Source organism: Aerococcus urinaeequi (assembly GCF_001543205.1).
Lineage (GTDB): Bacteria > Bacillota > Bacilli > Lactobacillales > Aerococcaceae > Aerococcus > Aerococcus urinaeequi.
In genome coordinates this window covers 1,112,530-1,139,071 of the sequence record NZ_CP014162.1, presented here as the reverse complement: position 1 = coordinate 1,139,071, position 26,542 = coordinate 1,112,530, and the positions used below count along the sequence as shown (strand labels likewise).

The window sequence follows — 26,542 nt, the reverse complement described above, 5'->3', positions numbered from 1 at the left end:
ACTAAAAAAGTCTCTCAAATCTAATTAGAGTAATCAGATTTTTGAGAGACCTATTATTAAATCTTAATTTCTAAATCTGCGCCATTCGTTTCAATCACTTGCTTGTAATAGTTAAAGCTGTCTTTTTTCTGACGATGCAGATCTCCAGAGCCGTCATTATGGCGATCAACGTAGATGAAGCCATATCGTTTTTTCATTTCGCCTGTACCGGCAGAAACGATATCAAAAGGTCCCCACCATAGATAACCTAGAAGTTCACACCCATCTTTTACCGCTTCTGCCATTTCTTCCAGATGCATTTTTAAATAGCGGCAACGTTCAACATCGTTAATACGCCCATTTTCATCAGGTGTTTCATCTAGACCAATACCATTTTCTACAATAAACAGTGGCAATTCATAGCGATCCGTTAATTCATTCATCACATAGCGTAAACCTTTAGGGTCAATCGGCCAGCTCCATGGTTCAGGTGATTTTTCTTTTAAGAAAGGATTGTCAAATCCTTTGGCACCGCCAGTATCCACTTTCATTTCAGCTGATTTGTCATAAACTGCACTCCGATAATAACTAAACGCGATATAGTCGCTTGTATTTTCTTGAAGCAGTTCCAAATCGCCCACTTTGATTTCAGGTTCTGTTCCGTTTTCAGACCAGATACGCTTAACATATCCTGGATAATGACCGCGACACATCACGTCAGAGAAGAACCATGAATTACGCCGGAATTCAAGCGCACCAAAAACATTTTCAGGATCACTGTCCCAAGCATAAGTAGCAATTGCCGAAAAACTGCACATAATTCCCATCATGGCATCTTCATCAATCTCACGTAAAGCTTTCGTTGCTAAAGCGTTTGCTACGAACAAGTGATGACAAGCTTGATAAATTGCTTTATCATCTATGTCCTTCAACGGTTCTTTTGGGTCACTCGGAGGAAAAGAAATCACACCTGCAGCTGCATACGGCATGCGAAAAGCATTATTGATTTCATTAAATGTCATCCAGTACTTCACTTTACCTTGATAACGCTCAAAAATCGTTCGAGCATATTTGTCAAAGAAACCTATCAGTTTTCTGTTCGTCCAGCCTCCATACTCTCCAACCAGAGCTAACGGCGTTTCATAATGACTAAGAGTAATGACTGGCTCCATTCCATATTTCAGCATGGTATCAATCATACGATCATAGAATAATAAACCGGCTTCATTGGGAGTATCTTCATCTCCACGTGGAAAGATCCTAGACCAAGAGATACTGGTACGAAAAGCTTTCAAACCCATTTCACTCATCAATTTTAAGTCTTCTTCAAAACGATGATAAAAATCGACCGCAATATGAGATAGATAGTCTTTATCTTCATCAAGCGCAATTTCCCAAATCTGTTTTTCTTCATCCCATTTTACACTAGGATTTTTTGATAATATCCCGATCAATGCATCCGTAACATTGGGTAATTTCCCATCTTCCAGCCAAGCACCTTCACATTGATTAGCTGCCACTGCTCCGCCCCATAAAAAATTCTCAGGAAAAATAGTTGTTGTATTCATATAACTCTCCTCACCATTCCTACAATTTAAGTTACAGTTCTTTATAAAACCAGTATAGAGCACCTGTAAATAGCAAGCCATCCAATCAAATTCCTTACCACAGGTAAAAAAGTTTGAACAACCAAAAAACGTCATGATCAATCAGGTTCTGGAAAAGTAGATAAACGAACCGTTCAGAAGTATTTGAAGACACAAAAACAAGAAGAAAATAAAGATAATGTGTCATTTGATGTGTTGATGGGATTGAAAAACCTATCGAAGAACAGACTGTCTGTTGAAATGGACCCTATAGAGGGCACTTTTTTTAGTGTCCATTCTATAGGATCCATTTTATATCTCAAAGAGAGATTTTTTCTTTGCAAAAGACTATAACAGGGGATAGCATAATAATAAGGACTCGCATAAAAAGTTTCCTCTCCCATTCGAGTCTCAGTATCCTAAAAGCTCTTCATTTTGCGTTTAACCTAACTATCGCCCTACTAGATGATTTCAATGATCTCTTTCTTGCTGGCTGCATTAGCCGGTGCATAACTGAAAATCAGACCAACCAAGGAAGAAACGCCTAATGAAATCAGAACAGTAACCAGGTCCACTCCGACAGAAAACGGCAATAGCGCTGCCGCGATAGAAGAAAATAATAGACCTAATAAGTAGCCGATGACTCCCCCGATACTAGTCATCAATACCCCTTCTAACACAAATTGTGCGCGGATGCTGCTTTGAGAAGCACCTAATGCACGACGAATACCGATTTCTTTCGTTCCCTCCGTTCTATATCGTTACTATTTTCATTATTTTTGTAAATGCACATTATCATCTCTTCCATTTTATAGTTTGTGTGGACTAGGCGCAAGTAGGTAAAATCTGCTTGATACTTTTGTCAAAAAGAAAAAGCGCCCCACTCAGACCTTGTAGCCTGAATAAGACGCTGACTTACATACGTTCACTTTCCTTAAATCAAAATCTAGGCTTGCTTAGCCCGCTTGAACCTCTTGCCAATTAAACCATTTGGTGCAAACAAAAGTGTCAATAAGAAGGTTACAAAGCCTGCGAAGGCGATGGTCCCTGAAATGGACACGTTAAAGTAGATGGCTACATAGTACCCAAGGACACTGTTGATTACCCCGTACAATAAGGCTACTAACAACATGATGGATAACCGTTTTGACAGTAAATGGGCACTCAAGGCTGGCGCTACCATAAGGGAGATCACTAGGATTGCACCGACGGTATCAAAGGCAACAACGGTGGTGATGGATACAAGTGTCATCAAGACCAGATTCAAGAACCCAACCGCTACACCGATTGATTTCGCGTAAACGGGGTCAAAAATGCTGACTTTGAGTTGTTGGTAGGTCACTGCGACAAAGGCCAGATTAATCACCAACATGACAAACATTCGGGCAAAGGAAATCGGCACCTGGATACCAAAGATTTCCATAGTATTTAAGGTCGCAAAGACCACTTCACCGCTCAAGACCACATCCACATCTAAGTGAACATTTCGCGCGTATTTTGAAATCAGGATGATAGCAAGAGCAAAAAGCAAGGTAAAGACCAAGCCAGTGGCCGCATCACTTTGGATGGCAAACTTGTTGACCACGTATTCAATGGCATAGACAGTCATCACACCAAATAGGGCTGCCCCCACAAATAGGATCGGTGAATCTAGGTCGCCGGCAATAAAGTAACCAAGGACAATCCCTAGTAAAACTGTATGCGACAAGGCGTCAGCCACCATGGCCATGTTCTTCAAAACTAAAAATACCCCGAGCAAGGCGCAGGAAACGGCTGTAATCATTACAACTGATAAAGCCCCCATCATGCCACCTCCTCTGTCTCAAACGTATCATCTTGATGGGTCGCTAAGTACCGTTTCTTCCGTAAATAAGCGACCACATAACCTCTTGGCCCAAAAATAATGGACAATAGTGAGACGATCGACATGACCACGATAATGGTTGGTCCGGTCGGCAAGTTTGAGATAGTTGATGACAAGTAGGTGCCGATACCAGCTGAGATCCCGCCCGATACAGCAGCCACCAGCAAGACGACTGGGAATCGTTTTGACCATTGTAGGCCGGTAATCGCTGGCGTAATCAACATGTTGGAGATAAGGATGGCGCCGACTGCCTTTAGCCCGACAACGATCATGACGATAGCCATCAGGAGAATGACCCAGTTCAATACGTTGGCCTGGATTCCGACTGCTTTCGCGTAATTCGGGTCGAAGACAAAAATCTTGATTTGTCGGTAGCAAGCGATGAATATCGTTAAGGCGATCACTGAAGCGATGATGATTAACCAGACATCTGATTTCAGCAAAAAGGCTGCCTGCCCGAAAATATAGTGTTGGAGGCCTGCTTGTGATGCGTCACCAAACTGCGGATTGCCTTGGATATATGACTTCAGGGCCATCCCCAATCCAAAGAAAGAAGACAAAACTAAAGCCAGGGCCGAATTAAGGCTGACCAAGGAATGCTTATGGATCAACTCGATAAAGTAGAAGGCCACCATACCCGCAACCAAAGCACCCAGGGTTAAAATCAGGGTATTCTTTGATTGAAAAAGCATAAAGGCGATAACGATACCCGCAAAGGTGGCGTGACCAATCGCGTCCCCTATCAGACTTTGTCCTCTAAGGACAGTGACTGTCCCGACGACACCTGATGCCATAGCTAGGACGACTGTCCCCAGTAAGACGATTTGAAAAGAGAAATCAGTAAATATGGCCATAGATCTCACCAATCCTTTGATCATATGCCGCTGCAATATTCGCTTCATTAAAGGTTTCCGCAACTGAACCTTGGCCAATGACTGTCTTATTCAATAAAATGACATGGTCAAAGTACTCACGGACTGTGGCCAAGTCGTGGTGAACGATAATAATGGTCTTCCCGTCGCGTTGAAATTGGTTAATAATCTCTGCGAAAAGTTTCTCCGTCTTAATATCAATTCCCTTCATTGGTTCATCCAAGAAGTAAATGTCCGCATCCTGGCAGATGGCACGAGCTAAGAAAACCCGTTGCCGTTGCCCACCAGAAAGTTGAGCGATTTGCCGGTCAGCGTAGTCAGTCATATTGACGCTCGCTAAGGCCGCAAGCGCCCGGCTCTTGTCCGCTTGGCTGACCTTTTTGAAGAAGCCTTGATGTACATACCGTCCCATTAAAACAACATCTAAAACCGTTGTTGGGAAGTCCCAATTCACCGAAGATGATTGGGGTACATAAGCGATTTTCTTGTAATAGTCCTTGTACGCCTTGCCGTAGAAGGTTACATCACCTTTCAAGGGCTTCAAAAAATCAAGCATACAATTCAACAAAGTCGACTTGCCGGCACCATTCGGCCCGATAATCGCGGTCTTCGAATTTGCTTTAATGCCAATATTTATATCCTCTAATACGAGTTGGTCGTCATAAGACATGGCCAAGTCTTCTACTTTAATTATTGCTGGCATCTTGTCTATCATCCTCTCATTACATCATCAAAATTTATCTTACTAAACCTTATCTATTTAAGATTTGACACAATTAGGTTCACATTGTGTTTAAACATATTGATATAGGTATCGCCCTCTTGTCCTTCACTCGCAAGTGAATCTGAGAACAATTCCTGCCCTTCACCAGAAACAACTGTCACTTCGCCACCATCAGCATTTACAGCCTCTTGGATACGTTGCATACGCGCTGGGTCAGTTGTTGATTCCGCAAAGATCGCTGGCACTTCGTTTTCTACAATAAAGCTTGCAATAGTTGAAATATCTGCGTTAGAAGCTTCAGCTTGTGTTGAAATCCCTTGTGGTGCCACTACTTCAATCCCGTAACGTTGTGAGAAGTAGTTGAAGGCATCATGTGGTGTAATCAAGTAACGTTGACCTTCAGGAATTGAGTCGATTTCTGCTTGCGCCCAAGTATCCAATTCAGTCAACTCTTCCTTATAAGCCGTTGCCGTATCGTTGATCGACTCGTCACCAGTTAAAGTCACCAATTCAGCTGCTACTGTAGCCACCGCTTTTTGGTAAAGGGTGATATCAAACCAGAAATGCGGGTCTACTTCACTTTCCCCGTCTTGGTCAACCATCGTTAAATCTTCGTCAGTGAAATCTTTCGTCACCGCCACACCTGTCGCTTCCAAGGCTTCCACCATTTGCGCCTCTAAGTGTAACCCGTGATATAAAACCAAGTCTGCCCCTTGGATTTTCTTTAAGTCATCAGGACGCGCTAAGTAGCCATGAGGGTCCTCGCCCGCTGGGATAATCGTTTCAACCGTTACTTGGTCGCCCGCCAGTTGTTCTACCATATCCCGTAGAAAAGAGGTGGATACTGTGACAACCGGTTTTTCATCCGCAGCATCGCCACCGCCACTAGCTGAGTCTCCGCCGCTCGCGCATGCACCCAAGGCTAGGGCCACAACCATTACACTCAATAATTTCCAAATCTTCTTCATTTGAATTCTTTACTCCTATTTTCTATATTCAAGGGGTAACCAAGTGGTTCGCCCTTAGCTTTTGTTAATTATATTTTTAGTTTAACCTAAAAACATATAAGAGTCTAGTCTAATTCACTAGGATTTTTTGAAAAATAACGCCCCCTGCCAAGCTGTCCATCTAGACAATCAGGCAAACTTATTCAAGCAGTCAAAAAGACCACACCCTAAAACCGGATGTGGTCTTGTAAATTCAAATTTTTTTCATATATTATTCAACATCTGCAGATGCTTCTGGCGACGTCGTCACGTCCATACCGTACCACTTCTCTGAAATCTCGGCTAAAGTCCCGTCCGCACGCAACTCTTCAATGGCTTGGTTCCAATCCGCAATCAACTCTTCATTTTCCGCTGTCTTAGCGAAAGGAAAGGCCACTTCATTGACCCCGAATACCTCATCTAAAATGACGATATTAGCATCGCGGTCCTTGTTTAAAGCACTCAAAGTTTCGTAACCAAAGACAACGGCGTCCGTTTTGCCTTGGTAGACATTATTAAAGGCCACATTGATGTCTTCCAAGGGTTCAATCATGATTTCATTATCAGTATCCATATCTTCGACAACCTTGCCATAGTTGGTCCCAACAATGGAATTGACTGTCTTGCCCTTCAGATCATCAAAAATCTCAATATCGGTATTCCCTTCTGCAACACCAATACCAACACCAGAATAAAGAACGGTATCAGTAAAATCATACATCTCTTTCCGCTCAGGTGTCACAGCAAAGTTGGCTGCCGAATCAATCCGCCCAGCTTGTAGTGATGCCAAAATACCTGACCACTCGCCAAGCTCCCAATCGATCTCATAGCCCACCTTTTCGCCTATCGCATTGGCAAAATCAACGTAGGACCCCTTCACCTCAGCCCCTTCCATATAGAGCATGGGGTAAGAAGTCGGCGTACCACCGATGGTAATAACACGGTCGCCAGATGCTTCTTTATCGCTTTGATTCGTCGAGGTCTGCATATACACACCATAAAAAACAAGCCCCAAGAGTATCAGGGCCGCCACTATAGCCTTTATCGGCTTTACTTTTAATTTCATTCTCTCACCCACTATCTAATATACGGTCTATTGATATAATCTTCGTACCACTCTTGAATCCAAGTATAGAGAATTGTTAGCCCCCAATAAATCAAAGCAATGGCAAAGTATACTTCAAAGAATCGAAGAGATGCAGCTGCTAAGATTTTTCCTTGAGCCACAATTTCCACTACCCCAATGGTAAAGGCCAGCGAGGAATTTTTCATCAGTGAAACGAAGGTGTTTCCCGTACCCGGTAGGGCGTTTCGTAGGGCCTGAGGCAGAATAATCCCCTTTAATGTCTGGCGGTAATTCAAACCAACAGACATGGCGGCTTCCACCTGACCAGCATCTACAGATGCCAAGGCAGCCCTGAATACTTCCGCTAAATAAGCAGCGGTATTCAATGATAAGGCCAGAATCGACGCCTGCGTTGCTGTCATGCTGGTTAAAGCCGGTATAATTTGTGGCAATCCAAAATAAACTAGTAATAACTGCACAATGGCCGGTGTTCCTCTAAAAAAGGAAGACAAGACTTGCACCAGCTGTGATAAGACCGGCACCTTATTAAATAGTATAATGGCGAAAAGTCCACCGATAATGATCGCAACTATCATCGAAATCACCGTGATATACAAGGTGGTTGGTATATAAACTAGTAGGTTTGGTATAACCTCTAACATGTACTGAAAATCGAAATCCATAAATATCCCTTCTATTACATCCTTTTATTTTAAATGCAAGCTTGAAGCCCTTTTAAATCATCCTGTCAAAACAGCTACCATTAGTTTATTCACTTATCCCCAACAGTTTAGCGGCATTGGCATAGAAGACCTTGTCTGCAATTTCAGAATCTGTCAGGTATTCCTGATAAAAACCTAAGGCATAATCGTAATTCACATTTGGATAACATGACCCAAAAATCACCTGGTCTTCAAGCCCTGAATTCGCCGCATCGAAATAAGCCTTAGCATTTGGGAAACCACTATAGAAATCTGGGACCAAGAATATATTTGGAAAATGAATCGCTACCGCGATCATCTCATCCACAAAAGGCCAAGCCGCATGCGACACAATCAATTTTAAATCTGGATACTTCTTGGCAATAGGGATTAAACGTTTAGGGTGAATATAATCGTAGTCGGGTTTATCACTCAGCAAACTAATCAATAAACTCATGGTAATACAGAAAGGTAAATCATATGCCAAACAAGCTTCAAAAATAGGGTCTAACGTCGGATCATCAATATTGGTTAGCGGTAAAATTTTCGCTGGATTCACAGTGACCCCACTGAAAGCACCTGTGGCACCATACCGGTGAATGGTTTCAACCGCTTCATTTATCGTCATATTTTCCAAACCAATAAAACCACGAAAACGTTCAGCTTCTGGCGACTGCAAGAATTGATACAATTCTTCATTGCTTGACCCAGGTACATTGTCACGGCCAAGAATCACACCATAGCCTATATCACGGTCATCCATTTCCTGGATAACATCCGCAAAAGTAACCGCTTTTGTTGGTTGTTCATTCTTCAAATAGGGGAAAAGCTCTAGCACGCTGGTCTTTCCAGCATCAAATAAAGGTTCCCAACTTGGAATAGGGGCCTTCATCTTAAAATCAATAATCATATATATCCTCCAATTTTTCATTTCAACTAACATGCGCTTAAACCGCCGTAAATCCGTTTTTCTGATCCGGTCATATAAGAAAGTTCATCAGAAGCAAGTAATAAGACTAAATTAGACACTTTCTCCTTGGTCGCGGTCGCAATCACACACTCATAGGCGTCAAACGGAAAGTCTTCAATACTATCAGAATAATTGATACCAGCATTATTAACTAAAATATTAACCGGTTCAAAAACGGCTTCTACCTGATCAACTCCCCCCGGCCAAGACGCTGCATCAACAATGTCCCGTTGAATAAATAGGACATTATCCGAGCCTCCTAGGATTTGATATAAAAGTTTATTTAACGTAACCCACGCATTAAATGACCTCATTAGGCAATTACACTTCGCTTTAGGCTACCAATATCAACCTTTACGGTCAATTCACTTGCTCACTGCAAACACTAGCCAATTAGCTTATTTACACAAGTATTTGGGATAAAATCCCATTAAATAAACGATTCTTATAGGCTATATCTATTCGTCCGAACACAATTGATACAAAAGAGATTTTACCGGTCAAAATAAAAAGCAAACTTTGTACCTGAAAATTCCCTAAACAAAAGCCTGAAAACAGAAAAAGACCACATCCAATAATTAAAAACGGATGTGGCCTAATAAAAATGATAAAAAAAAGAAGCTCGGATAATTCCGAACTCCCCTCATATACATAATAAGATAATCTGTTAAAGATTATTTTACTTCTGCAGTACCGCCAGCTTCTTCGATAGCAGCTTTTAAAGCTTCTGCTTCTTCAGCAGGTAATGCTTCTTTAACGATCGCTGGAGCACCGTCTACTAATGCTTTAGCTTCTTTCAAGCCTAAACCAGTAGCTTCACGTACAGCTTTGATTACTTTAATTTTAGCTGAACCAGCAGAAGTTAATTCTACGTCAAATTCAGTTTTTTCTTCAGCAGCTTCACCAGCAGCAGCACCAGCAGCAGCTACAGGAGCAGCAGCAGATACGCCAAATTCTTCTTCGATTGCTGATACTAAGTCAGCTAATTCTAAAATTGTTGATTCTTTTAAATCAGCAATGATTTGTTCAATGTTTAAAGCCATTATAAAATTCCTCCGTTTTTAAATAGTTTGTTTTGTATGATTAAATTGGTAATAAATTACGCTGCGTCTTCGCCTTTTGCATCTGCAACAGCTTTGACAGCGTATGCCACGTTGCGGACAGGAGCTTGCAATACTGATAATAGCATTGAAAGTAGACCTTCGCGGTTTGGCAATTTCGCAATTTGTTGAATTTCTTCTTTAGAAAGTACTTTACCTTCTAAGATACCACCTTTAAGTTCTAACGCTTCTGCTTTTTTAGCAAAATCAGAAAGAATCTTAGCTGGGGCAACTGCGTCTTCCATACCAAACGCTACAGCTGTAGGGCCTTGGAAAACTTCTTCATGGTATTCTAACTCTTGAGAATCTAAAGCACGACGCATGATTGTGTTTTTAATAACTTTAAACTCAACGCCCGCTTCACGTAATTGTTTACGTAATTCAGTCACTTCTGCTACTGATAATCCTAAGTAGTCAACCACAACTAAAGAATTTGCAGCGTTCATTTTCTCAACGACTTCATTTACTTCTTGTTGTTTTTTAGCAATTGCTTGTTCACTCACTTATATTTCACCTCCACTGATTTTATTAGAGTTTTTTAAATAAAAAAACTCTATGTCACTGAAGACATAGAGGATAACGTTCACCATCTAGTAGTGAACAACGTATCTCCCTCGGTTGGCAAAATTAAGGCAAAGCCGCCAACTGTCTTCGGTAAGCTATATAAATAACCTCACTTATACTAACAGAATAGTATAAGTGGGTCAAGTATTATTTTAATTTAATCTTAGATTGATGAAACATCAACTTGGATACCAGGACCCATAGTAGATGTAATTGCTAAGTTTTTGATGTATGTACCTTTAGAAGATGCAGGTTTCACGCGTAATACCATTTCTTGAACAGCTTTTACGTTTTCAGCTAATGCATCTGCAGTAAATGATACTTTACCAACAGGTAAGTGTAAGTTACCAGCGCTATCAGCACGGTAAGCAACTTGACCAGCTTTGATGTCTTGAACTGCTTTAGTAACATCTTGTGTTACAGTACCAGTTTTAGGGTTTGGCATTAAGCCTTTAGGACCTAATACACGACCTAAACGACCAATTTGACCCATCATGTCTGGAGTTGCAACGATCACGTCGAAGTCAAACCAGCCACCTTGGATTTTTTGGATGAACTCGTCGTCACCAACGTAGTCAGCACCAGCGTCTTTAGCTTCTTGTGCTTTTTCACCTTTAGCAAAAACCAATACAGTTTGGTCTTTACCAGTACCGTTAGGTAATACCATAGCACCACGGATTTGTTGGTCATTTTTCTTAGTGTCGATACCTAAACGGTATGCAACTTCAACTGATCCATCAAATTTAGCGTAGTCTACTTCTTTTAATAATTCAATTGCTTCTGTTAAAGCATATTTTTTATTTTTTTCGATTTTTTCGAAAACAGCTTTTTGGTTTTTAGTTTGTTTAGCCATTATATATGTTCCTCCTATGTGGTTTTAGCGGATAATCCTCCCACTCACAAATCACTATCGATTTGTGGCGCATGGGTTTCTTGTAATACAGTGTGACAATTAGCCTTCTACTTCAAAGCCCATTGAACGTGCAGTACCTTCAACCATACGCATAGCAGCTTCTACATCTGCAGCGTTCAAGTCTTCCATTTTTGTTTCTGCAATTTCACGAACTTGGTCGCGAGTTACGGTAGCGACTTTATTTTTGTTAGGTTCGCCAGAACCTTTAGCAACGCCAGCAGCTTTTTTCAATAATACTGCAGCTGGTGGTGTTTTAGTAATAAATGTAAATGAACGGTCTTCGAATACAGTGATCACTACAGGGATAATCATACCCATTTGATCTTGTGTACGCGCATTGAATTCTTTAGTGAATCCCATGATGTTCACACCAGCTTGACCTAATGCAGGACCTACTGGAGGAGCTGGACTTGCTTTACCAGCTTCAATTTGTAATTTTACGATTTGTTGTACTTTTTTAGCCACGAAACATTCCTCCTTGTTTTTCGCGTTGTGGTTTAATGGAGTTGAGATTCCTCCTCCCACTACATGTGTCTACACACAATAACCTATTTAACCATACATCTTTAGTTATTGCAAGAGTTTTTTTTAAATATGCTATACTTTATACGTAAATGATGCAAACGATTTGTAAAGGGTTACATTACCTATTTAACAATATTTACTAGATGACAAGACCGACAAAATATGGTAAACTGTATCCTTGATAAGGAAAAAGTACATTGCAAAGGAGTGATAATGATGGAACGTCCAGTAAGAAAATTTTACGATGACCAACTAAAGACTTTGGAGGGTATGCACGCAAAACTTGGATTTGGTACGGCGGCTATGTTAGAACGATCTTTCCAAGCATTAAAAACCAATGACCACAATGGCGCACAAACTGTCATTGAAAGCGATGCTGAGATTAACAAGCTAGAAAAAGAAATCGAATATTATGTAATGCGTATAATCGCTCGTCAACAACCAATCGGTACAGACCTTCGTATGATTCTGTCAGTATTTGCTTCAAGTTCTGACCTAGAGCGCGTAGCCGACCACGCAGTATCCGTAGCGAAAGGTATTTTACGTGTTGAAAACTTAGCACCATTTGATCCAGTTATGGATGATGTTTTTGCCGTAGGTGAGTTAGCGAAAAACATGCTTGGACAAGCGATTGATGCCTTTAGCCAACATAACGTTGAACGCGCTAAAGAAATCGCTGCTATGGATGACGAAGTAGACAAGGCTTTTAGAGAACTTGTCGATCAAATTTTAGTGATTATGAAGAATCAACCGGAAACTGTTCAAACAGGTTCAGCTATTAATGCCATTTTACATGATATCGAACGTATCGGTGATTATGCAACAAACCTATGCGAACGCGTTATTTATACAGAAGATGCAGACATCGTGAATTTAAACGATTAAAATCTACATATATAATATAGAAAAAATCAGTTGCCCATAAAAGCAACTGATTTTTTTGTGCATCTTCGGTTTGCCATTCGCCTCTTCTACCAATAAACCTGTTATAATGAGCTTAACAATAGAAGCATTTGATGTTGCGGATTAAACATATAACCACTTAAATTAATTGTATTAAGTAATATTTATTCACACTAAAGCGAAGTCACAATTTAGAAGGTCGGTAATGGAGAGACTAATTGTCTAAAATCAATCAAACAGAAGTTAAAAATGAAGCAAAATTTGCCCTTGGTTTATGGGCCATTATGATACTTTTTGCTAACGTCATTCACCCTAATGCACTCATCATTATGACTGGCAACTGGCTACTCTCTGCATTATGTTTATTTTGTGTTAGTTTAGCGATAACAAAATATTTTTTTGTTTTAAAGAAAGAGAACACCAAAGATAATGTGCAATTAAAAAAGTTCGCAGTATTCTCAGTTATTTCAAGTACATTCATTGTATGGTTCATACATTCTAACGTTTTACGTTTTAATGGTAGTTTCTATTCACTATACACATTCCCCTTTATGCATTCGGTAATTTCCGGTTATATATTGTACGATATTTTAAAATACATGTATCTTTACCGCTGGAAGAATGAAAAATAAACAATTAGAAAATGAATATTGATCAATAGAGAAAAATAGCGGGTAAGGATTTTGTTTAAGAATCTTTACCCGCTATTTATTCATTTAACTATGGCTTATTTTACCTCAACTATGATTTGTAAAATATCGCAAATTAGAATTTGTCTACTTGGTCATAGTCTACTTCTGCTAATGTTTCACGTCCAAACATTTCAACAGTCAGTTTCAACTTGCCATGTTCTGCATCGATCTCTTGAACGCGACCTTCCATACCATCAAAGGCACCATCGATAACCTTAACCACTTCATCGATATCGAATGAGATATTACGGTTACGGCCACCTTCACCAAGGCTTGATAAGATATTACGTACTTCATCAGGTAACAATGGTGTTGGTTTTGAACCTTGACCGTGAGAACCTAAGAACCCTGTAACACCTGGTGTATTACGTACAACGAACCAGGCTTCATCAGACATGATCATCTCAACTAATACATAACCTGGGAAGTTTTTAATTTTAACAATTTTTTCTTTACCTGATTTTGTTTTCTCTACATGCTCTTCTTCAGGCACGATTACACGGTAAATATATTCTTCCATATCCATTGAAGTAATACGCATTTCCAAGTTTTGTTTGACCTTATTTTCATATCCAGCGTATGTATGGATTACATACCATTCTTTACCAATTTCGATTTCTTCTACCATTGATATGCTCCTTCTCTTAATTCATTCATAACCGATCAACTTTTAGGCAAATTAAAAAACCTTCCCCACATGAAAGGTTTTCTCTTCGCTTTATTCGTGCCCATTATAACACACCGCCCATGCGCGCGCCATAACAAGTTACAATTATAAGTTAATAAACCATGCAAAAGCCCATTGTGCTAAGGTATCAATAATCCCTAGGAAAATGGCAACCATGATAATAGTTGATAATACGATACCAGTGTAGCGCACCAACTCGCCACCACTTGGCCATGTAGTCAATCGCATTTCATGCCATACATCTTTTAAAAATTGCATCTACTTCCCTCGCCCTCTACCATCTATTAGTCAATACCGACTATTTGGTTTCCTTATGTATTGTATGTTGATTACAGTGTCTACAGAATTTCTTCACTTCTAAACGCTCAGTACGGTTATTGGCATTACTATTTGTCGTGTAATTTCTTGAGCCACATACTGAACAAGCAAGTGATACTTTTTTCGTTGCCATAATTCACAATCTCCTTGATTTCTGATTCATTGTACATGGTACTTACTCCGATGGTCAATGTCAATTTATTTTTCCTGCACCCCTAATTATACCACAAACAGCAAAAGGAGTTGCACTATCATAAGGCAACTCCCTCAAAAATTTATTTTATTAATATAAAAAGGCTGAAGCAATAAGTACCGCAATCAAAGCCAACAAGTGCGCCACGTTTGTAATAATGAACTGGTGTATAAAGCCATGTTTAATGGATAATCCAGTCAGATTATTAAAGGTAATCACGACCCCAGAGTGTGGCATCGCCGTTAATGTTGCCGCCGCAATCACTGTAATTCGGTGGACCAACTCTGGATTAATCCCCATAGCAATATAATCTGGCGCTAGGGTATTCATCACAATCCCAATCGCCCCAGAAGCAGAACCGGTAATCCCACTTAGTAAGGCAGACGATGCAACCAATCCAATCACTGGACTACCGGGAATAGAGGTAATCGCTTGTTGGATGACCACAAAACCAGGTGCCAAGGTTAATACTGAACCAAAGGCTACAGAAGATGAAGTTGAGAAGGCTGCCATAATTGCCCCTGTCGCCCCCGCATTCAAGGTCATATTCTGTGATGGAATGTAGCTGTGGTATAGAATAGCTGATAAGACAATCGCTGCTGCTAAAGCCACTAAAATAATGTTTGCCACACTAGAGAAAATCAAGATAATGGCAATCAAGGTAACAATCGGCGCTAATGAAATCCAAATAGATGGCAATTTCAATTCATCCACATCACCAGCTACCCCTTTAAGATCCACCTTACCTTCTAAATAGGTATCAAAATGTTCGCCGTTCTTCACAGACCGGTCCAAGCACCATTTCATATACAGCAAGCCAAAAGCTAAAAGAACTGCTGACCCGATTAACCCTAGAATCGGTGCCGCCGTTAACGATGTCCCCAAAGCTGTAGTTGGAATCGCATTTTGAACCGAAGGATTTCCTGGCAAACTAGACATAGTAAAGGTCCCAGCACCTAAAAATAAAGGAATAGGGAACAATTCCCAGTTGATATCCATTTGTTTGAAGATTCGCTTGGCTAACGGTACTAGCGCAAACATAACCACAAATAAAGAAATCCCACCATAAGTTAACAATGCTGCAATAGCCATAATCGCTACCATAATCATATATTTAGACCCCATCCCCACCTTACTCAAGATGAAGTTGGCAATAGACACTGTCGCATTACTCTTTTCCATATATTGTGCCAAAATAGCTCCCAATAAGAAAATCGCAAAGTTATTAATCAAGAACCCAGCCAAAGCTGTCATAAACGAATTCTCTTGTCCAACCAAAGACCCAAAAATATCCATCTGGTTAGCGAGAATTACAACCAAAGCAGATAAAGGTGCCGCAATAATAATATGCAACCCTTTAACAGAAAACCAAATAATCAGTAAAATACCGATAAACACACCAATAATACCCAAGATTTCCATACACAATCTCCTAAAATGTATTTACAAGCGTTCGCGCAAACCGCCCATATAAATGAAAAACTGGCAAAACTTCCAAAAATATCATAAACTACTTTGCTCACTTTTTCACTATGTAAATGTAAGCTATCCCATAAAAATTAATCCATAAATGAACAGAGAAAAAACCATGCACAGTTTCAACCCGAGCATGGCCTAATTTCGTTTTAGTCCCTATCATCAAAATATTCTGATAATATTTTGCGATACTTTCGTTTACACTTAGCGATTAATGAATGAACCTGTTTTCTGGTAAAGCCCGTGAGTTTTTCCATCTCTTCGTAAGAAAAACCTTTTTTGAAATAACCATATGCCGTTCTTTCCATATCAGACAAACTTTTTTCATATCTATTAATTGTCTCATTGAAGAGATATACATATTCAGGTGGAAACTCTTTGGTTCTCAAGCGGTTTTCTATATTGTTTTCTTCACCTTCACTTGCAAATAAATCTAGCGAACGTTCCACTTTGAAATTAGCAATCCGTTTATCCGTCATGTGCATCCGGCGAATATCGAGCAACCTATTTTTGAATACATTCGCAAAGTAAGTTGTAAAGGCTGCCTTACTATTGATGCGATATGTTTGAACAGCTTGTACTAGACTAATTCTAGCTTCTTGATAGTAATCATCATTTTCCAAAATATACTTAGGGATGCGCCAACGGTTAGCATATAAGGTAGGTAAAACTTCTTGGTATAATGCATCAAATATTTCCTCAGTAAGTTCATTTTTACCCTGCAACACTAAATCCAATACCTGTGACTGGTCTTTACTTTGTTTCTGCTTTGCCATAGATTTGTCCTCTCCAAATAGACCACCCAGGCTCAATCCAAAAGACCAAACGCACCAAAATCCTACTATTCACTTTTCTTGTCAATTAAATCTCTATAAAAGTCATTTAATTTATCTAGCTGATGGACTGACCATGGTATGGATCTTTGATATTTGTTGTATTCATAATCATTACCACCATGTGCAATTTCCGCGTTGGTTTTTTGCACATCTCTATATAACTCTTGTGCTGATTGCCTTAAAGCACCTTTTTGGAAAACAATTCGCTGCTCAGCTAAATCACTTGTCGCAACCGTTACATTATGTAAAGGGCTCACCAAATCAACTATCATCTCTTCGATATATGAATCAGCGGTTTGTCCTTCACTGGTAAAGACGACATGTAAGTTAAATTGATCATAGGATTTAGAAATGCCTGGGACAAACATGGCATCAAAAATCACCCACGTTTCGATATCATGATAGCCTACATAGTTAGAAAGGGTTGCTAGTAACAAGTCTCTTGCAGCCTCAATTTCATCTCGATTTTTCAACTTTACAAGTAAAGGCCAAGAGCCAATCATATTGTAGCCATCAACGATTAACCGTTCTTTTCTTAGTACCATGTCACCCCTCCTTTCTTCATCAACTTACTATAAAATCAATTCACTGATTAGCTATTACCCATACGACTTTGATAAATCTGGTACATTAATAACCCTGCTGCTACACTGGCATTTAAACTTTGCACATGCCCGCGCATTGGGATTGTAATCATACCGTCTAGATGTTTCTTCACACCTGGTGATACGCCTTTACCTTCATTACCAATCACAACAGCAATTGGGAGCGTCGCATCCATTTGCCACATTGATTGACCCTTCATATCGGTACCAAATACCCATACACCACGTTCTTTTAACAGATCAATGGTTTTAGAAATATTGGTTACACGTACAACGGGTACATGCTCAATCGCACCAGTTGAAGTTTTGGCAACAACTTGCGTTAACCCCACAGCGCGACGGTTTTGAATAATAACACCATGAACCCCTGAAGCATCAGCTGTTCTTAAAATAGAACCTAAGTTATGCGGATCTTCAATACCATCTAGGACCATGATAATTGGGTCTTCATTCGCTTCTTCAGCTTTTTTGAAGATATCCTCTAGTTCAGCGTATTTGTATGCTGCAATAGCCATGACAACACCCTGGTGATTGCCGCCATCAGAAAGGGTATCTAATTTTTCCTTTGGTACATTAGATACCAAGATATTTCGCTTGTTGGCTGCTTTTAAAATAGCTTGGGCGTTCTTCTCGTTTAAGCCAGTTTGTAGGAAGACTTTATTCACATCATGGTCGCCTTCTAATACTTCCATAGCGGCATGGAAACCATAGACGAAATCAGGAGATTGATCCAGTTCTTCTTCATTATTTGTACTACGGGGTCTTCTATCTCTGTTTTGTTGTCTTTGATTGTCTCTAGCCATTTTCTTGCTCCTCTTTTTGTGCGTGTTGAATGTATTGAATACAGAAAGCTGCAATTTCCTTAAAACGGTCTTGATCATTTAAATAGGCAAAACCCATCAAAGCTTCAAATCCGGTTGCAATTCTATAGGTATGAATATCTGCGTTTTTAGCGCTTGAGTGACTTTTGGCATTGCGGCCTCTTTTAAAGATTGTCATTTCATCTTCAGTAAGGAACCCTTCCTCAGCTTGCATCGCTTCAACTAATAGGGCTTGCCCTTTTGCAGACACAAATTCAGTCGCTGCTTTATGTAGTTCTTTGGGTTTCGTTAAACCACTTTGAACCAAATGGTCGCGGACTACTACCTCCCAAGAAGCATCGCCTAAATAAGCTAAGGTTAGGCCACTTAGTTGTTTTATTTCATTTTTCGTTAAAGACTTATTCTCTGACATTTAGTCGACTCATTTCTGTATTGATTTTCATTAATATAGACTGCAACTAGGATTGCGCACGTTTCCAGCGCGTACCTTGGGCAGTATCATCAAGGATAATGCCTTCAGCTTTTAATTGATCGCGAATTTCATCGGCACGGGCAAAGTTTTTATCTGCACGGGCTTGGTTACGTTCATCGATTAAGGCTTGAATATCATCCGCCAACAACTCTTTTTCATCTGATAAAGTGACCCCAAAAATCGTTAGTAAAGCTGTAAAAGACTCTTTAAAAGCTTCAAGAACTGGTACAGATACTTCTTTTTGGTTTGTATATACATTCATATCACGCATCAAACGGTACACAACAGTTAAACCATTTGGCGTATTGACGTCATCATCCATAGCTTCCACGAATTCATTCTCTAAAGCTTTGATTTGTGCCAATACTTTCGCATCGTTATCTAATTGCTCTTTAGCATCTTCAAAACGATAATTTAAGTTCGCATAAGCAGTTTTCAAGTTGTTTAAGTTGTTGGTTGCATCTTGAATATTTTCTTCATTGAATCTTAAAGGCGACCGGTAATGTGCTGAAGCTAAGAAGAAGCGAACCACTTGTGGATCGACTTGTTGGATTAAGTCATGCGCTAAGACAAAGTTGCCTAAAGATTTAGACATTTTTTCATCGTCATCACCCATTGTTACAAAACCATTATGCATCCAGTAATTGGCAAAGGTATGACCTGTATGTGCTTCGGATTGAGCAATCTCATTCTCATGGTGAGGGAAAGTTAAGTCATGACCACCTGCGTGGATATCTAAAGTATCCCCTAACAGTTTTGTTGCCATCACAGAACATTCAATATGCCAACCAGGGCGACCTTCACCCCAAGGAGAAGTCCAAGAAATTTCACCAGGTTTAGCTGACTTCCATAAAGCAAAGTCTACAACATCTTCTTTCTTCGATTGGCTGTCTGCCTCTAAACGTTCAGATGCCCCCGCCCGTAAATCATCGATATTTTGATCAGATAACTGACCATATTTCTCAAATTTACGCGTTCTATAGTACACATCACCGTCCACTACATATGCAAAGTCTTTATCTACTAAATCGGCTACGAATTGGATAATATCATCCATATTCTCCACAACACGTGGATTTTTAGTAGCACGTTTAACATTTAAAGCATCGGTATCTTCATAGAATGCTTCAATATACTTATCCGCAATTTGTTCAGGCGTTAACCCTTCTTCGTTAGCGCGGTTAATAATCTTATCATCCACATCCGTAAAGTTAGAGACATATTTCACATCAAAACCGCGGTATTCAAAGTAACGACGTACTGTATCAAAAGCAACAGTAGACCGGGCATTCCCAATATGAATGTAGTTATAAACAGTAGGACCACATACATACATTGAAATACTTCCTGGCACTAGTGGTTTAAACTCTTCCTTCTGATTGGTTAATGTATTATAAATTTTTAACATAAATTTGCCCTTCCTATGTCCGATAATTTGTTCAGCGATGAAGCAAACGGTCTATTCGAGGCGATACGAATAAGTCGTTTGCATGCAAGTAACGAGTTATTTCGTATAGGCTCATTATAGAAACATTTTGCCTATAAATACAAATCGCCATTTTTTGAATTATGGCAGTTTAATGAGAGCGGATAACGCCCTTCAATCCTTATCATTCTAACATATTTGTAAGTATAGTAGAAATGAATGAGAATCCATTATGTTATATAGTGTATATTTATCTTGAAAAATAGTTTCTAGTATTTCAAATTTGTTCTTTTTATATCCTATAAGTTTATTCGTTAGAAAATAACCCATTTTTATCTAATCGTATTTTAATATTATTTTTTATAAACATTGATATGACAGTCTTTTTATTTTTTTGTTTTTTTTATAAGTATATAAAGATCGTTAAAAAGCGAATTTTTTATCCGTCAGAATGTTCAAAATATTGCTATTATGCATATCCTCTTTGCAGAATCGCTTTACTTTATACTACTAAAACATTTTATAATACAATATTTGTATTTACTATATAACACATAACTTTAAAAATATTTGATTAACTTAACTACATATACTAAAACCGATTCTATGATAAATACATTAGCAGTAAATATAGAAAAAATAGTTGAATAATTAGCCTTCATCTTGAATCAGCTAATCATTCAACTATTACCCACTAAATATTCAGACTTATTTAATTAAAGGATTGAATACCCTAATTCTTTTCCATCTTTTACAAATCCCTCTACTGTTTCTAATGAATATTCATATAAATCTTTATCTTTTAATTTATCATATTTCTTCAATAAAGCTGGTGGTACCGTAACTATATCAACTCCAATATCATTTGCTTGATAAATATTTAAAATTTCTCTAGTACTTGCCCACAATAATTCACAGCCTTCTTTTTGTGAAGTAATAGATAATGCCTTTTTCATCAAAGGAATAGGATCTACTCCAGTATCTGCTATTCTACCTGCAAATACTGATACAATACTCGGAATTCCATTTTGCAAACTATTTACTACTTCTTCAACTTGATCTAAAGTAAAAATCGCTGTTACATTTAGCTTGATTCCTTTTCCTGATAATTCTTTGATTAACTCAGATGTACTCTCTCCTTTAGTGTTCATAACGGGAATCTTCACATAAACATTATCTGCTATAGATGCAATTTTTTCAGCTTCTTGCTTCATAACCTGAATATCGTCACTAAATACCTCAAATGAAATAGGATAATCTTTTATATTAGTTACTACTTTATTAGCAAACTCTATATAGTCAGTAATGCCTGCTACCTTCATCAACGAGGGGTTTGTTGTGACCCCCGTTACTGTAGGCGATTTCAAATCATTTAACATTTCATCAATATTTGCTCCATCAGTAAAAATCTTCACCATTTTTAGTCCTCCATTTCGACGTTATTTATCGCATCATTTTTATTTTTTCCTAAACTAGGAAGCAGTAGTGATACCGCGATTAAAGCCAAGATAATATATATACCCACTTGTCCTAACCATGTACCTAAGTTTCCTAAAACTATTCCTATCACACCAAAGTCTACATCCCCAAATGTTGTATTTGAGAATCCTAGTTCTCCTAGTACAGGCAATAAGAAGGCTGGGATAAAAGCAAGCAACAACCCATTTACAAAAGCTCCTAAAGTTGCTCCCCGAACACCACCAGTTGAGTTTCCATAAACTCCAGCTGTTGCCCCACAAAAGAAGTGTGGTACAAGACCTGGAATTATTACTACTCCTCCAATAGCTCCTAGAGCTAACATACCAATCACACCTCCAATAAAACTAGAAACAAAACCTAAAATTACTGCAGTTGGAGCAAACGGGAAGAAAACAGCACAATCGACCGCGGGAACTGAGTTAGGAATAATTTTTGTTGCTATTCCTTCAAACGCTGGGATTAAATCGGCTAGAATCAATCGAACACCGTTATAAACAATAGTTACCCCTACTGCAAAAGTTAAACCACATAATAAAGCATAAACATACGGATTAGTTTCTCCCGATAGACTACTTACAAATTTAGGACCAGCTGCAACGGCCGCACCTAAATAAAATACAACCATGGTTATCGCAGTCGAAATCGTAGTATTTCTTAAGAATCCAAATTGTTCTGGAACTTCAAAATCTTCTGTTGATTTACTATTCTTTCCTACATACTTTCCAATAAGAGCTGATAAATAATAACCTAAACTACCAAAATGCCCCATTGCAATTTCTTCACCATCGGTTACTTGTAAAGTATATTTTTGTCCTATTGCTGGGGAGATTGCTGACCATGATCCTAAAATAAAACCTCCAATAAGGATCATTTGTATACCTTCAAAGTTTAAAGAACCTAAAACTGCAGATAATAAACAAGCCATGAAGAAACTGTGGTGACCAGTTAAAAATATGTACTTAAATCTCGTAAATCTTGCAATCAATAAATTGAATACATATCCCATAATTAGAATTGACATTGTTTCCACACCTAAAAGTTCCTGAGCTACTGAAGTAACAGCCTCATTATTCGGTACAACACCTGTAACGTTAAAACCTGTCTCTATCATCTGTGCTAATGGGTCAAGATTAGCGGTAATAACACTTGATCCTGCCGAAAGCATTAAGTATCCTAAAATTGGACCTAAAGTACCTGTCAGCACCTTATCCCATCTTGAACGCATAGCTACCAAACCTATAAAGGCTATTAATCCCATTAAAAAAGCCGGCTCACTAAGAATATCTTGTAAGAATGATAATATTGCCATAACTTTCTCCTCCAATTCATTATTTGAATTTCTCTAAATAGGGTATTAAATCTTCTTGAATTTTTTTCTTATTTGTATAACTTTTCACAATACATACATTCGAATTTTCAGGAAAAATATTAGCAAATTCTTTTACAGTTACAAATAAGTCTGCTTTTTGTCCAGCTGCAGCATTAGAGTCACTAGATTCTACTTGCGCCGATACGCCTACTTCTTTTGCAATTGTTTCTACCTTCATTTTAAGTAACAAACTACTACCAATACCATTGCCACAAACCGTTACTATTTTCATAATTTACATCTCCATTTCTTCATCAATTATTTCCATTATTTCATCTGGATTTTTAGCTTCATTTATCTTTCGGATAATATTTTCCTCATCTAAAATATTTGCTAATTGAGCTAAAGATTTTAGGTGAGCTTTTGAATCTACTGGAGCTAGCACAAAAATTAAATTTACAAATTTGTCATCATCTTTATCTTCCTTCAGATTAAAATCTACAGAATCTTCTAATCTCAATAAGCTCATACCAAGTCTCTTTACACCTTTATCTGGTGTAGCATGTGGTACCGCTACATGTGGAGATAGTACAATATATGGTCCAAATTCTTCTACACTTTCAATCATACTTGTTATATATTGCTTCTCTATAAACCCTTGTGCTAGTAAGGGTGCACTGGCGACAGTAATTGCTTCTCTCCAGTCCGCTACTTTTTCTACAAATTTTATTCGCGACGAATTTAATAATTCATTCAAATTTTTTCCTCCTTGCAAATTATTTAAGTTATTTATATCTTCACTAAAGTATGTATCTAATTCTGTTTGTAATACATTATAATCTGGGATAGTTACATGATTCTCTAATATAGCTAAGACCTCGTCCACTCTTTCCAAATTCGAATCATGTATACCCAAATAGTCATATACTTTTCTTTTCAAAATACTTTCTTCTACGGGTTTCATAACCGGAGAAACTTCAAATTGTGGCTTATTTATATCTTCTATTAGTCTTGTCGTGAAAATTATGTCATACGTATCCTTATTTAAAGTGTAGATTTCTTGCATAGAATAAAAATCAATTATTAAGATTTCAGGTAATGTTTCTCTTAAAATTTTTGTCAGAATATATGAGGAGCTTACCCCATTAGGACAGACAACAATTCCTTTATACTGCGAGTTTATTGGCTTAGTTGTTCCTATATAACCTTCAAATAAAATTACAAAATAAATAATCTCATCTTCCGAAAGGGTATAGTCACTTTTTTCCTCTAGAGCTATCACAACTCTCTTAATTATTGAGTATAAATCTGTATATTTAGATTTTACATTCTCTTTCAACGGATTATGCTCATATATCCCAAAGACCATACGGAAGTATGCAGGTACAAAATGATTAAAAAATACTACTCGAAAATGTTGTGGGTTATTATTAACAATCCCCAAATACCCTAGAACTTTTTCTATAATTAAATCCATTTTCTTCTGTAGAAAATAAGTGCTCTCTCTCTTTAAATCACCTTGGAGACTAGCCATAATTCTGGAAGCTATATAGAATCTTTCATCATTTAATTGAGGTAAAAATCTAACTATTCCTTCTGTTAGATTATTTATATCTAATCCTCTGAGTAAGTGATATTGATTACTAGAGAAAACATCAGTCGGTTCAAATTTTGAAATACTCAAAATAGCTAAAATATAACTTAATCTCATTAAAGATTTCTCAACATATATTCCATCGGTTGACTCTCTTAACACCTTACTAATTTTAGTAATAACCTCACTATCAACTTGTTTATGAGTCAAAAAAAATATCATCCAGCTACCTGTCTCTAAATCTAGAATATTCGTCACTGCATATTCCAACAATCGTCTCTGATTTATAGGATTACCTATAAGGTGATAGCCTTTCGACCTAGAATATTTCAACCTTATATTGTACTCAGCAGCAATTTCTTTTGATATTCTTATGTCATTAAGTATTGTATTTTTGCTCATTTTAAACAAATCTTGAAAGTGATAATTTGAAATATAGCTATTAGCAATAAATATGTATATGATTATTGCTAGTGGTCGTTCATCTTGAAATAAAAAATTTTCTTCAAATTTAGATATTGCTTTTATAAGCTCTTTCTTATCCCAACCTGGACTTACAATTTTATTATCTGTAAAAAAGAACTCCTCTAGTTTAACTTTATTCAAAAAATCATTAATTCTCTCTACATCTCTAAATAAAATCCTCCTATCTACTTCAAAAACTTTTTCTAGAAACATAATGGAGTATCCATCATACTTTTTTAGTACTAATATCTTTTCCACTAATAAATCTGTAATCATATAACTACTCCTTAATTCCATTATATTGAAAACGCTGTCATTTTAAATTGTATTTGGACCCAATTTACTGATAACTATTATTGCTCCTTATTGTGCTTATTGTAACTCTATCTTTAACTTATTGAATTAATGCTTCCATACAAATGCTCAAAAAAATCCTCCTAAGATAGACATAAATATCTGTTGTCTACCCTAGTAGGAATATATTTTTATATTATTCTAATATTAATTTGAACTACCTGGTTCTGGTGCGCCTTCCCATACCGGAATGCTTGATCCTGCTGACATTTCATCGATGATTGCTGCGACTTCATCTGTTTGATAGTATTCAAGGATTGTCTTGTATACTTCATTGTCTGTTTGGTCTTCTTGGACTGCAATGACGTTGTAGTATGGTTTTGATGATTCTGCGACTGGCTCAAGGTAAATTGAGTCTTGTGTTGGCACGTAACCTGCGTCTGTTGCCATGTCGTTGTTGATTAATGAGATATCAACGTCAGCTAAGGCACGAGCTGTTTGGTTGGCTGCCATTTCTTCAAATTGTAAGTTTTTTGGATTTGAAGTAATGTCACTTGTTGTTGGTAATAACCCTTTAGATTCGTCTAATTCGATTAGGCCTGCTGTTTGCAGTAACAGTAAAGCACGTGACCCGTTTGATACGTCGTCTGGAATTGCGACTAAAGCGCCGTCTGCTAGTTCATCTAATGAATCAATTTTTTCAGAGAAGACACCCATCGGATTTAAAGTGGTATAACCTAATGTGGTATTAGAATAGCCACCTTCTTCATTGATTGAATCCATATAGATTTCTGTTAAAGCGGAGTGCATATCAATCGACCCATCATCTAATGATACGATTGGTTGACGGTAGTCAGTGAATTTTACCAATTCAATTTCAATATTTTCTTTTTCTAGTAATTCATCTTGTAGGTATTCCCATTGGTCGTTTTTATCGCCAACGACACCTAGTTTTACTTTAGTCGTTTCTTCACTTTGGCCACAAGCAGCTAAAACTAATACCACTAGTGCCAAGCCCAATGCACGGAAAATTTTCTTCATAATATTGCCTCCAAATGATTTTTTATCATTCACTAATTGTAGGAAAAACCAATCATGATTGCAATTCAATCGAGATACTA

General features: G+C 38.1%; 30 protein-coding genes and 1 other annotated feature. Of the genes, 2 read left to right on the top strand and 28 right to left on the bottom strand.

The features are described 5' to 3' along the window. Positions 1-56: 56 nt before the first annotated feature. From AWM74_RS05135 to rplK, 14 genes are all read right to left on the bottom strand, one after another. Positions 57-1,547, bottom strand: a complete 1,491-nt coding sequence (locus tag AWM74_RS05135; protein ID WP_026465635.1) for a glycoside hydrolase family 1 protein — start codon at positions 1,545-1,547, stop codon at positions 57-59. Between the two features lie 479 nt (positions 1,548-2,026). Next, positions 2,027-2,260 carry an ABC transporter permease gene (locus AWM74_RS05130; protein ID WP_335338830.1) on the bottom strand — a complete coding sequence of 78 codons (234 nt, stop codon included), beginning with the start codon at positions 2,258-2,260 and terminating at the stop codon, positions 2,027-2,029. 251 nt (positions 2,261-2,511) lie between these two features. Next, on the bottom strand, positions 2,512-3,372 hold the full coding sequence (locus AWM74_RS05125) for a metal ABC transporter permease (protein ID WP_236702819.1): 861 nt from the start codon (positions 3,370-3,372) through the stop codon (positions 2,512-2,514). Then, a complete protein-coding gene (locus AWM74_RS05120; protein ID WP_026465633.1) occupies positions 3,369-4,283 on the bottom strand; it encodes a metal ABC transporter permease in 915 nt (304 codons plus the stop codon). The genes AWM74_RS05125 and AWM74_RS05120 overlap by 4 nt, the downstream gene beginning before the upstream one ends. After that, positions 4,267-5,004 (bottom strand): metal ABC transporter ATP-binding protein, encoded by a 738-nt coding sequence (locus tag AWM74_RS05115; protein WP_034258027.1) that lies wholly within the window; start codon positions 5,002-5,004, stop codon positions 4,267-4,269. Before AWM74_RS05115 ends, AWM74_RS05120 begins: the two co-directional genes overlap by 17 nt. A gap of 53 nt (positions 5,005-5,057) precedes the next feature. Next, the gene (locus AWM74_RS05110) at positions 5,058-5,993 is read right to left on the bottom strand and encodes a metal ABC transporter solute-binding protein, Zn/Mn family (protein WP_026465631.1); all 936 of its coding nucleotides are present in this window, start codon (positions 5,991-5,993) and stop codon (positions 5,058-5,060) included. A gap of 250 nt (positions 5,994-6,243) precedes the next feature. Beyond that, complete coding sequence (locus AWM74_RS05105; RefSeq protein ID WP_081665637.1) at positions 6,244-7,077, bottom strand: transporter substrate-binding domain-containing protein; 834 nt, start codon at positions 7,075-7,077, stop codon at positions 6,244-6,246. Between the two features lie 11 nt (positions 7,078-7,088). Further along, positions 7,089-7,760: an amino acid ABC transporter permease gene (locus AWM74_RS05100; RefSeq protein ID WP_026465629.1), complete on the bottom strand. Its 672-nt coding sequence runs from the start codon at positions 7,758-7,760 to the stop codon at positions 7,089-7,091. Between the two features lie 85 nt (positions 7,761-7,845). Next, positions 7,846-8,688 (bottom strand): amidohydrolase family protein, encoded by an 843-nt coding sequence (locus tag AWM74_RS05095; protein WP_026465628.1) that lies wholly within the window; start codon positions 8,686-8,688, stop codon positions 7,846-7,848. A 26-nt stretch (positions 8,689-8,714) separates the two neighbouring features. Then, positions 8,715-9,062, bottom strand: a complete 348-nt coding sequence (locus AWM74_RS09450; RefSeq protein ID WP_026465627.1) for an SDR family NAD(P)-dependent oxidoreductase — start codon at positions 9,060-9,062, stop codon at positions 8,715-8,717. A gap of 360 nt (positions 9,063-9,422) precedes the next feature. Next, positions 9,423-9,791: a 50S ribosomal protein L7/L12 gene (gene rplL / locus AWM74_RS05085; RefSeq protein ID WP_026465626.1), complete on the bottom strand. Its 369-nt coding sequence runs from the start codon at positions 9,789-9,791 to the stop codon at positions 9,423-9,425. A gap of 56 nt (positions 9,792-9,847) precedes the next feature. After that, positions 9,848-10,351, bottom strand: coding sequence for a 50S ribosomal protein L10 (gene rplJ / locus AWM74_RS05080; RefSeq protein ID WP_003142597.1), 504 nt, complete (start codon positions 10,349-10,351; stop codon positions 9,848-9,850). A gap of 32 nt (positions 10,352-10,383) precedes the next feature. Continuing rightward, positions 10,384-10,521 (bottom strand) — a sequence feature (ribosomal protein L10 leader region). Between the two features lie 54 nt (positions 10,522-10,575). Beyond that, positions 10,576-11,265, bottom strand: coding sequence for a 50S ribosomal protein L1 (rplA, locus tag AWM74_RS05075; RefSeq protein ID WP_026465625.1), 690 nt, complete (start codon positions 11,263-11,265; stop codon positions 10,576-10,578). 99 nt (positions 11,266-11,364) lie between these two features. Beyond that, entirely contained in the window at positions 11,365-11,790 is a 426-nt protein-coding gene (gene rplK / locus AWM74_RS05070) for a 50S ribosomal protein L11 (protein WP_026465624.1), read from the bottom strand. A gap of 273 nt (positions 11,791-12,063) precedes the next feature. Here rplK and phoU point away from each other — a divergent pair, with 273 nt between their 5' ends. Next, positions 12,064-12,735: a phosphate signaling complex protein PhoU gene (gene phoU, locus AWM74_RS05065; RefSeq protein WP_236702818.1), complete on the top strand. Its 672-nt coding sequence runs from the start codon at positions 12,064-12,066 to the stop codon at positions 12,733-12,735. Between the two features lie 236 nt (positions 12,736-12,971). Then, on the top strand, positions 12,972-13,385 hold the full coding sequence (locus tag AWM74_RS05060) for a hypothetical protein (RefSeq protein ID WP_026465622.1): 414 nt from the start codon (positions 12,972-12,974) through the stop codon (positions 13,383-13,385). A 133-nt stretch (positions 13,386-13,518) separates the two neighbouring features. Here AWM74_RS05060 and nusG read toward each other — a convergent pair whose 3' ends face one another. The 14 genes from nusG to AWM74_RS04995 all read right to left on the bottom strand — a co-directional run bounded on the left by nusG (position 13,519) and on the right by AWM74_RS04995 (position 26,462). Next, on the bottom strand, positions 13,519-14,073 hold the full coding sequence (gene nusG / locus AWM74_RS05055) for a transcription termination/antitermination protein NusG (protein WP_026465621.1): 555 nt from the start codon (positions 14,071-14,073) through the stop codon (positions 13,519-13,521). Positions 14,074-14,217: 144 nt separating this feature from the next. After that, a complete protein-coding gene (gene secE / locus AWM74_RS05050) occupies positions 14,218-14,391 on the bottom strand; it encodes a preprotein translocase subunit SecE (RefSeq protein WP_003142588.1) in 174 nt (57 codons plus the stop codon). A gap of 40 nt (positions 14,392-14,431) precedes the next feature. Continuing rightward, a complete protein-coding gene (gene rpmG, locus AWM74_RS09345) occupies positions 14,432-14,584 on the bottom strand; it encodes a 50S ribosomal protein L33 (RefSeq protein WP_003142586.1) in 153 nt (50 codons plus the stop codon). Between the two features lie 150 nt (positions 14,585-14,734). After that, on the bottom strand, positions 14,735-16,066 hold the full coding sequence (locus AWM74_RS05045; protein ID WP_026465620.1) for a GntP family permease: 1,332 nt from the start codon (positions 16,064-16,066) through the stop codon (positions 14,735-14,737). A 203-nt stretch (positions 16,067-16,269) separates the two neighbouring features. Then, entirely contained in the window at positions 16,270-16,896 is a 627-nt protein-coding gene (locus AWM74_RS05040) for a sigma-70 family RNA polymerase sigma factor (protein ID WP_016897297.1), read from the bottom strand. Positions 16,897-16,961: 65 nt separating this feature from the next. Beyond that, positions 16,962-17,501, bottom strand: a complete 540-nt coding sequence (locus AWM74_RS05035; RefSeq protein ID WP_003140992.1) for an NYN domain-containing protein — start codon at positions 17,499-17,501, stop codon at positions 16,962-16,964. 47 nt (positions 17,502-17,548) lie between these two features. After that, positions 17,549-18,364, bottom strand: coding sequence for a 23S rRNA (guanosine(2251)-2'-O)-methyltransferase RlmB (rlmB, locus tag AWM74_RS05030; RefSeq protein ID WP_016897296.1), 816 nt, complete (start codon positions 18,362-18,364; stop codon positions 17,549-17,551). Beyond that, positions 18,357-18,794: a Mini-ribonuclease 3 gene (locus tag AWM74_RS05025; RefSeq protein ID WP_026465619.1), complete on the bottom strand. Its 438-nt coding sequence runs from the start codon at positions 18,792-18,794 to the stop codon at positions 18,357-18,359. Before AWM74_RS05025 ends, rlmB begins: the two co-directional genes overlap by 8 nt. Before the next feature lie 46 nt (positions 18,795-18,840). Continuing rightward, on the bottom strand, positions 18,841-20,262 hold the full coding sequence (gene cysS / locus AWM74_RS05020; RefSeq protein WP_026465618.1) for a cysteine--tRNA ligase: 1,422 nt from the start codon (positions 20,260-20,262) through the stop codon (positions 18,841-18,843). Positions 20,263-20,996: 734 nt separating this feature from the next. After that, positions 20,997-21,698, bottom strand: a complete 702-nt coding sequence (locus tag AWM74_RS05015) for a transaldolase (protein ID WP_026465617.1) — start codon at positions 21,696-21,698, stop codon at positions 20,997-20,999. A gap of 2 nt (positions 21,699-21,700) precedes the next feature. Beyond that, on the bottom strand, positions 21,701-23,068 hold the full coding sequence (locus AWM74_RS05010) for a PTS ascorbate transporter subunit IIC (RefSeq protein WP_026465616.1): 1,368 nt from the start codon (positions 23,066-23,068) through the stop codon (positions 21,701-21,703). A gap of 19 nt (positions 23,069-23,087) precedes the next feature. Beyond that, positions 23,088-23,363, bottom strand: coding sequence for a PTS sugar transporter subunit IIB (locus AWM74_RS05005; protein ID WP_026465615.1), 276 nt, complete (start codon positions 23,361-23,363; stop codon positions 23,088-23,090). Beyond that, complete coding sequence (locus AWM74_RS05000) at positions 23,364-25,403, bottom strand: BglG family transcription antiterminator (protein ID WP_026465614.1); 2,040 nt, start codon at positions 25,401-25,403, stop codon at positions 23,364-23,366. It abuts the gene before it with no gap. Between the two features lie 225 nt (positions 25,404-25,628). Beyond that, positions 25,629-26,462 carry a MetQ/NlpA family ABC transporter substrate-binding protein gene (locus tag AWM74_RS04995; protein WP_026465613.1) on the bottom strand — a complete coding sequence of 278 codons (834 nt, stop codon included), beginning with the start codon at positions 26,460-26,462 and terminating at the stop codon, positions 25,629-25,631. Positions 26,463-26,542: the final 80 nt, after the last annotated feature.